This window comes from Microcoleus sp. Pol12B4, assembly GCF_036701385.1.
Lineage (GTDB): Bacteria > Cyanobacteriota > Cyanobacteriia > Cyanobacteriales > Microcoleaceae > Microcoleus.
Genome location: NZ_JAUBQR010000184.1, coordinates 1 through 5,125 on the forward strand (window position 1 = coordinate 1; position 5,125 = coordinate 5,125).

General features: G+C 46.4%; 5 protein-coding genes. 4 read left to right on the forward strand and 1 reads right to left on the reverse strand.

Annotation, left to right across the window (positions count from 1 at the left end):
* Positions 1–305: 305 nt before the first annotated feature.
* A complete protein-coding gene (locus QUA38_RS21825; RefSeq protein WP_333165485.1) occupies positions 306–1,667 on the reverse strand; it encodes a histidine phosphatase family protein in 1,362 nt (453 codons plus the stop codon).
* A gap of 241 nt (positions 1,668–1,908) precedes the next feature.
* On the opposite strand from QUA38_RS21825, the gene QUA38_RS21830 reads away from it, so the two are divergent.
* From QUA38_RS21830 to QUA38_RS21845, 4 genes are all read left to right on the forward strand, one after another.
* Complete coding sequence (locus tag QUA38_RS21830) at positions 1,909–3,501, forward strand: type II CAAX endopeptidase family protein (RefSeq protein WP_333165487.1); 1,593 nt, start codon at positions 1,909–1,911, stop codon at positions 3,499–3,501.
* Positions 3,502–3,853: 352 nt separating this feature from the next.
* Positions 3,854–4,066 (forward strand): hypothetical protein, encoded by a 213-nt coding sequence (locus tag QUA38_RS21835; RefSeq protein WP_333165490.1) that lies wholly within the window; start codon positions 3,854–3,856, stop codon positions 4,064–4,066.
* A 78-nt stretch (positions 4,067–4,144) separates the two neighbouring features.
* A complete protein-coding gene (locus QUA38_RS21840; RefSeq protein WP_333045272.1) occupies positions 4,145–4,492 on the forward strand; it encodes an NINE protein in 348 nt (115 codons plus the stop codon).
* A gap of 133 nt (positions 4,493–4,625) precedes the next feature.
* The coding region (locus QUA38_RS21845; protein ID WP_333165492.1) for a helix-hairpin-helix domain-containing protein at positions 4,626–5,125 on the forward strand (500 nt) is incomplete at its 3' end.

The following is a 5,125-nucleotide window of genomic DNA, read 5'->3' on the forward strand; positions in this document are numbered from 1 at the left end:
ACTGCTTTGATATCACCTTCAGCAATCAGAATATCAGCGATGCGATCGCTCCCTGAAACTGGATCTAGCACTCGTACATTTTGTAGCAGTTCGCGGCTCATATAACAGAAGGAAGAAGGAAGTTCGGCAACGGATGTAACGGATGTCAGGAAGAAGGAAGAAGCAATCCACCGCATTAGTTTCAGGAATTAAGAACTTCCTAAGCGTCGGGCGCGGTTGTTATCAAAATTCAAACATTTTTCAGGCGCGAACCCGTAGCGGTGGGCGTTCCTTCCGCTACGGGTTCGCGCTCAGCACTTTACTAATTACAGTGCTCCGGCTGCTGTTTTGTCAAAAACTCCGCCGCTCAAATGAGTTGTGACATTCATCGCTTGTAATACCGGCAAACCATCCGGGCCGTGGGGATAATCAATCACGCTAACGGCTCCGTTTCCTTGTTTGAATTTCCAGAAATGTTCAGGTTCTAAACCGAATAGGTGGCAGAGAATAGCTTTGTTAATGGCGTCGTGAGCAACGACAATTCCAGTACCAGAAACAGATTGTACTATTTCTCGCCAAGATGCGATCGCTCTGTGCCAAACTTGCTGCAAATTTTCTCCTTCGGGCATTTGGACTTTTTCAGGAGATGTTTTCCATTCTTCGAGCAAACCCGGATAGGATTGTTCGATTTCTGATTCAAACTTTCCTTCCCAAAGTCCGTGGCTGATTTCCCTCAACTCGTCGCGGAGTTCTAGTTGCAAACCGCCGTGATATTTGAGAATAATTTCCGCAGTTTCTTTTGGACGTAGCATCGAACTGCTGATCGCAAAATCCAATTTTACATCCTTGAGAAATTCTGCTGCCCGCCGGGATTGTTCGCGGCCGTTATCGTTGAGAGGCACGTCTATTTGCCCTTGAAATTTACCTGCTTTATTCCAGTCTGTTTCGCCATGACGCACCAGCAACAATCGCGGGCCTTGGTGTCCGTCCCTCGGTTTGGGAAAAATTTCCCCGGTATGGGAAGTTAAATTTACCGACTCTAATTGAATTGCAACTTTCTTTCTTTGCTCTCCGAGTTTGTCGTTAGTAACAGGGGAAGGACCAAAATTAATGACACTAATTCCGCAATTTGACTGTTGAATTGATTGATAGTAATCCGGGGTAATTTCCGAGGCTGTGGCGATGAGAGCGCGGTTGATTCCGTTGTGACCTACTACTAGAATTGTGCCGTCTTGATGGCGCGATAAAAGTTCTTGCCAAAAGTGTCGGGCGTTAGCAAAAATTGCCAATACTGGGAAGTGTTCAATGTCGCCGTCAGCAGATGGCAGTTTCATGGAAAATTTGTCTGGCTGTCTTTGCCACTGCTGATATGCTTCGGGGAATTTGTCGATCGCATCTTGGCGCAGCATTCCTTCCCAAAGAGGCAAATCGATTTCCATTAAATTATCAGTTGGCTGGAGTTGTGGCGGATTTGTCAAGCGCGACAGGATGATTTCCGCTGTTTCTTTGGCTCGTTGCAAGGGACTGGTATAGGCGGCATCAAAGGCGATACTGCTGAGTGTGTCGCCTACTTGCAGGGCGGCGCTGCGGCCTGCTTCTGTCAAAATCGATTTATCCAGGCGGCCTTGGATGCGGCGTTCTTGATTGTAGGTGCTTTTGCCGTGACGGACTAAGATAATGCGAGTCATTCGATTTTAGATTTTAGATTTTAGATTTTAGATTTAGCCTGCTACCCCGCTGCGGGTGCGCAGTGCGCACCTTACCCATACATGGCGGGTCAAGGATTTGTGGCGTAAGTCTTGTTGAGGCGAGTCAAAAAGATGAGCCAGTGAAATTTTACCAGTTGTCGGGATACTCTCGTCTGCAACGACCTATGATTAAAGACGGAAAAGATTTAGCCACGGATTCGCGCGGGACGGAAAAGCAGGAATGACATTGAAGCGGGTGATTTTAGGTATTTTAACGGCGATCGCGATCGCCCTGGTCGGTTTATCTTTAGTTGCTAGTTGGAACCAGCCACAAATTCAAAGTCGGCTGGAACTCTACCAGACAAATTTGATGCTTCACGCCTCCGAGTGGCAAGGAGAAAATAATCAGAGTGCTAATTTAAGTTCGGCGCGCAACAATATTGTCGGTGCAGATCCTTTAAATACGGCTTTGACGCAATATCAAGAAGCGCGAGACTCGACTCGCAAAACTCTCGAAACAACTCAAGCACAATTTAAAGAAATTCAGTCGCCCGTCGCCTCCAAGTCTGATGATAATACTCTGAATTCTGCTCAAACTAAGGTTTTGTCAGAGTCGTTCGAGCAACAGTCACTGCTGCTAAACGAACTTGACTTGCGCCTGGGAATTTTGCAGGCAAGCAGCGACAAAACTCAGGCGGCGATCCAAACTTGGAAAAATTTAGTTGAGCGGTACAACACTCAAATTGATTACGACCCTTCGGCGGTCACTGCTAAAGTTTTAACGGGAATTTGGAGCAATCCGGCTCAACTGCTGCCGGATGCCGAGCAGAACATTAAAAAGTCTTTGGAGGGCTGGTTTCGCTATCGCGCTCTCGCTCAACTTTACAAGCTGCAAGAACGTTCTAAAGAGCTGGTGGCGCTGCAAGCAGCAGAGCAAGCAACGGCTGAGCAAGCTGTAGAAAAGTTGGCAATTATAGTTGGCGTTCCGGCGATCGCACTTTGTATTGGTACGGTTTTGCTGGTTGGTTTGACCGTGCAGTGGTTGTTGCAGCGGAAGCAGTTAGATACAGCAGGTTCCGGCCCGGTGTTGGCGCGAAATGCGAGCTTGACTTGGGATGTGCCTTGGGACGGCGAGATTGTTTGGCAGGTGCTGGTTGTCGGCTTTTTCTTTGTCGGGCAAATCTTGATTCCCTATTTGTTGCTTCCTGTTTCTCTGGCTGTTTTAAAACTCAATCCTGCTACTTTTGACCCGCGCGACAAGGCTTTTTATATCTTTGCTACTTATGTCTTGCTGTCGGCTGGGGGGCTTTCGGTACTGTATTTTTCGGTCAAGTCTTTTTTGCCTTTGCCGGAAGGTTGGTTTCGGATAAATTGGCGGGGAAGTTGGTTTTTGTGGGGTTTTGGCGGCTATTTTGTTGCTTTGCCTTTGGTAGTTTTGGTGTCGCTGATTAATCAGCAATTTTGGCAGGGACAAGGTGGCAGCAATCCGATTTTGCCGATCGTTCTCGAAGGTAGGGACAACGTGGCTTTGGCGGTGTTTTTCGGTACTGCCGCGATCGCCGCTCCGGTTTTTGAGGAAATTGTGTTTCGAGGCTTTCTGCTGCCTTCTCTGACTCGCTATTTGCCTGTTTGGGGAGCGATCGCAGCTTCTGCTTTCTTGTTTGCTGTGGCTCACTTGAGTGTCTCTGAGATTCTGCCTTTGGCGACTTTGGGTGCGGTTTTGGGGTTTGTGTACACGCGATCGCGCAATCTCCTTGCTCCTATGCTTCTCCACAGTCTTTGGAACAGTGGTACTCTCCTGAGTCTGTTTCTTTTGGGCGGTGGCGCGAGTTAATTGGAGCGGTTGTTAATAATTGTGAATTAATCGAGTTTTTTTGAGAGTGCTCGTCAGGGCGATCGACTCTTGCCAAAAACAGCACTAGGGTGTTCGGTGCGCCCCTGATATCTAGGTCGGTAAAATAACCGGAATTCCTATAGGGGCGGGTTCACCCTAATCTGTAATATCAGCCACAGATCCAGATCGACGAGTCCAGATTCCTTACTTGAGCGGAAAAACAGAGTTTAACATGGAAGTAATATCTTGTCGGCTGATGATTGAGAGACTTACCCGGGCGCTCGTACCAAACGGAATTTGACAATCCGGCTAATTTATAGCTAAATTTTAATTTAGGATGAGGCTTAAACCCATGAGTAATTTGAACAGCCGCAACTTAGAGGGAACGCCGAGTTGGAGGCGTTTCGCACCCTACGCAGCCTTGGGTCTGTTAATATTTTCTTTCAATTCAGGCAGCGAACTCAATTATTTCTTGAGAGGCTACTTGGTGATTCTACAGGCTCAAGTCGGTATAGTTCTGCTGTATTTTGCGATGTCTAAGTTTCGCAAAAACCAAAATAAATGAGTAAAAATTAGTAAGCTTACTTAGGTCGCTCGTTAAAGGTCGATCGCCGAGTTAAAATAAAAACTGGGGAAAGTAAAAATGGTAAAAGATAAAACCGTAGCAGTTGTGTTAGCTTTCTTTGTTGGAGGTTTCGGAGTTCACAAATTTTATTTGGGCAATAACTTAGCAGGGGTATTATACTTGCTATTTTCTTGGACATTAATTCCGTCACTGATCGCATTTTTCGACTTTATCGGCCTACTGCTGATGTCGGAACAAGCTTTTCAAGTTCAGTACAATGGCGGCACGTTGCCGTCGGGGTATGCCCTCAGAGCGGCAAAAGATGTAACAGGCGCGATCGGCGAATTGAAAAAACTTTACGATATGGGCGCAATTACCGCCGAAGAATATGAAGAAAAACGCCAAAAACTGTTGCGAGAATTGTAATTAAGAAGGAAGTTCGGTAACGAAGGTAACGGATGTCAGGAAGAAGGAAGAAGGAAGAAGAAAGCCCACTATTAAAAAAGTGGGAGTGAAATAAGTAAGTGTGAGATCACAGCTATTTAAGGATAAAATTAAAGTGTCTCAAGATTTATACTGGCTGCGTCAAACTCCAAACTGGGTGTGGTATTCTTTTATTCCCTACTTCGGCGGATTGGCGATCGCCTATGCAGGTCAAAAGTCAAATATTCGCAGTTGGATGGGATGGGGTGTTGCAATTACTTTAGCAGCACTAGCGGTATCTTCTTCAGCTAATTTGGGTACGATCGTGTGGATCGCTCAAATTGTTACTGCTTTTAGTTTGAAAAAGCGCTATCTGATCAAAACTGCACCCAGAGGTTTACTGGTTCCTGCAACTGCGACGAATGCCGAAGAACTGGCAAACGTGCGCGGCAAAATAGATATTAATGAGTGTACCAAAGACGATATGGTCAGAATCTTGGGTTTGCCGATCGTCTATGCCAATGATCTTGAATCTTTGCAAAACGAAGGCTACATTTTTACCCACGCCGAAGAGTTATCAGAAATAGCCGGAGTTCCCGAAAGCCACGTCAGACGCATCGCCCCGATGATTTGCTT

Bases quoted from the DNA above. Each gene is read 5' to 3' on its own strand.
- QUA38_RS21825 (WP_333165485.1), bottom strand. From the start codon at position 1,667: ATGACTCGCATTATCTTAGTCCGTCACGGCAAAAGCACCTACAATCAA.
- QUA38_RS21830 (WP_333165487.1), top strand. From the start codon at position 1,909: ATGACATTGAAGCGGGTGATTTTAGGTATTTTAACGGCGATCGCGATC.
- QUA38_RS21835 (WP_333165490.1), top strand. From the start codon at position 3,854: ATGAGTAATTTGAACAGCCGCAACTTAGAGGGAACGCCGAGTTGGAGG.
- QUA38_RS21840 (WP_333045272.1), top strand. From the start codon at position 4,145: ATGGTAAAAGATAAAACCGTAGCAGTTGTGTTAGCTTTCTTTGTTGGA.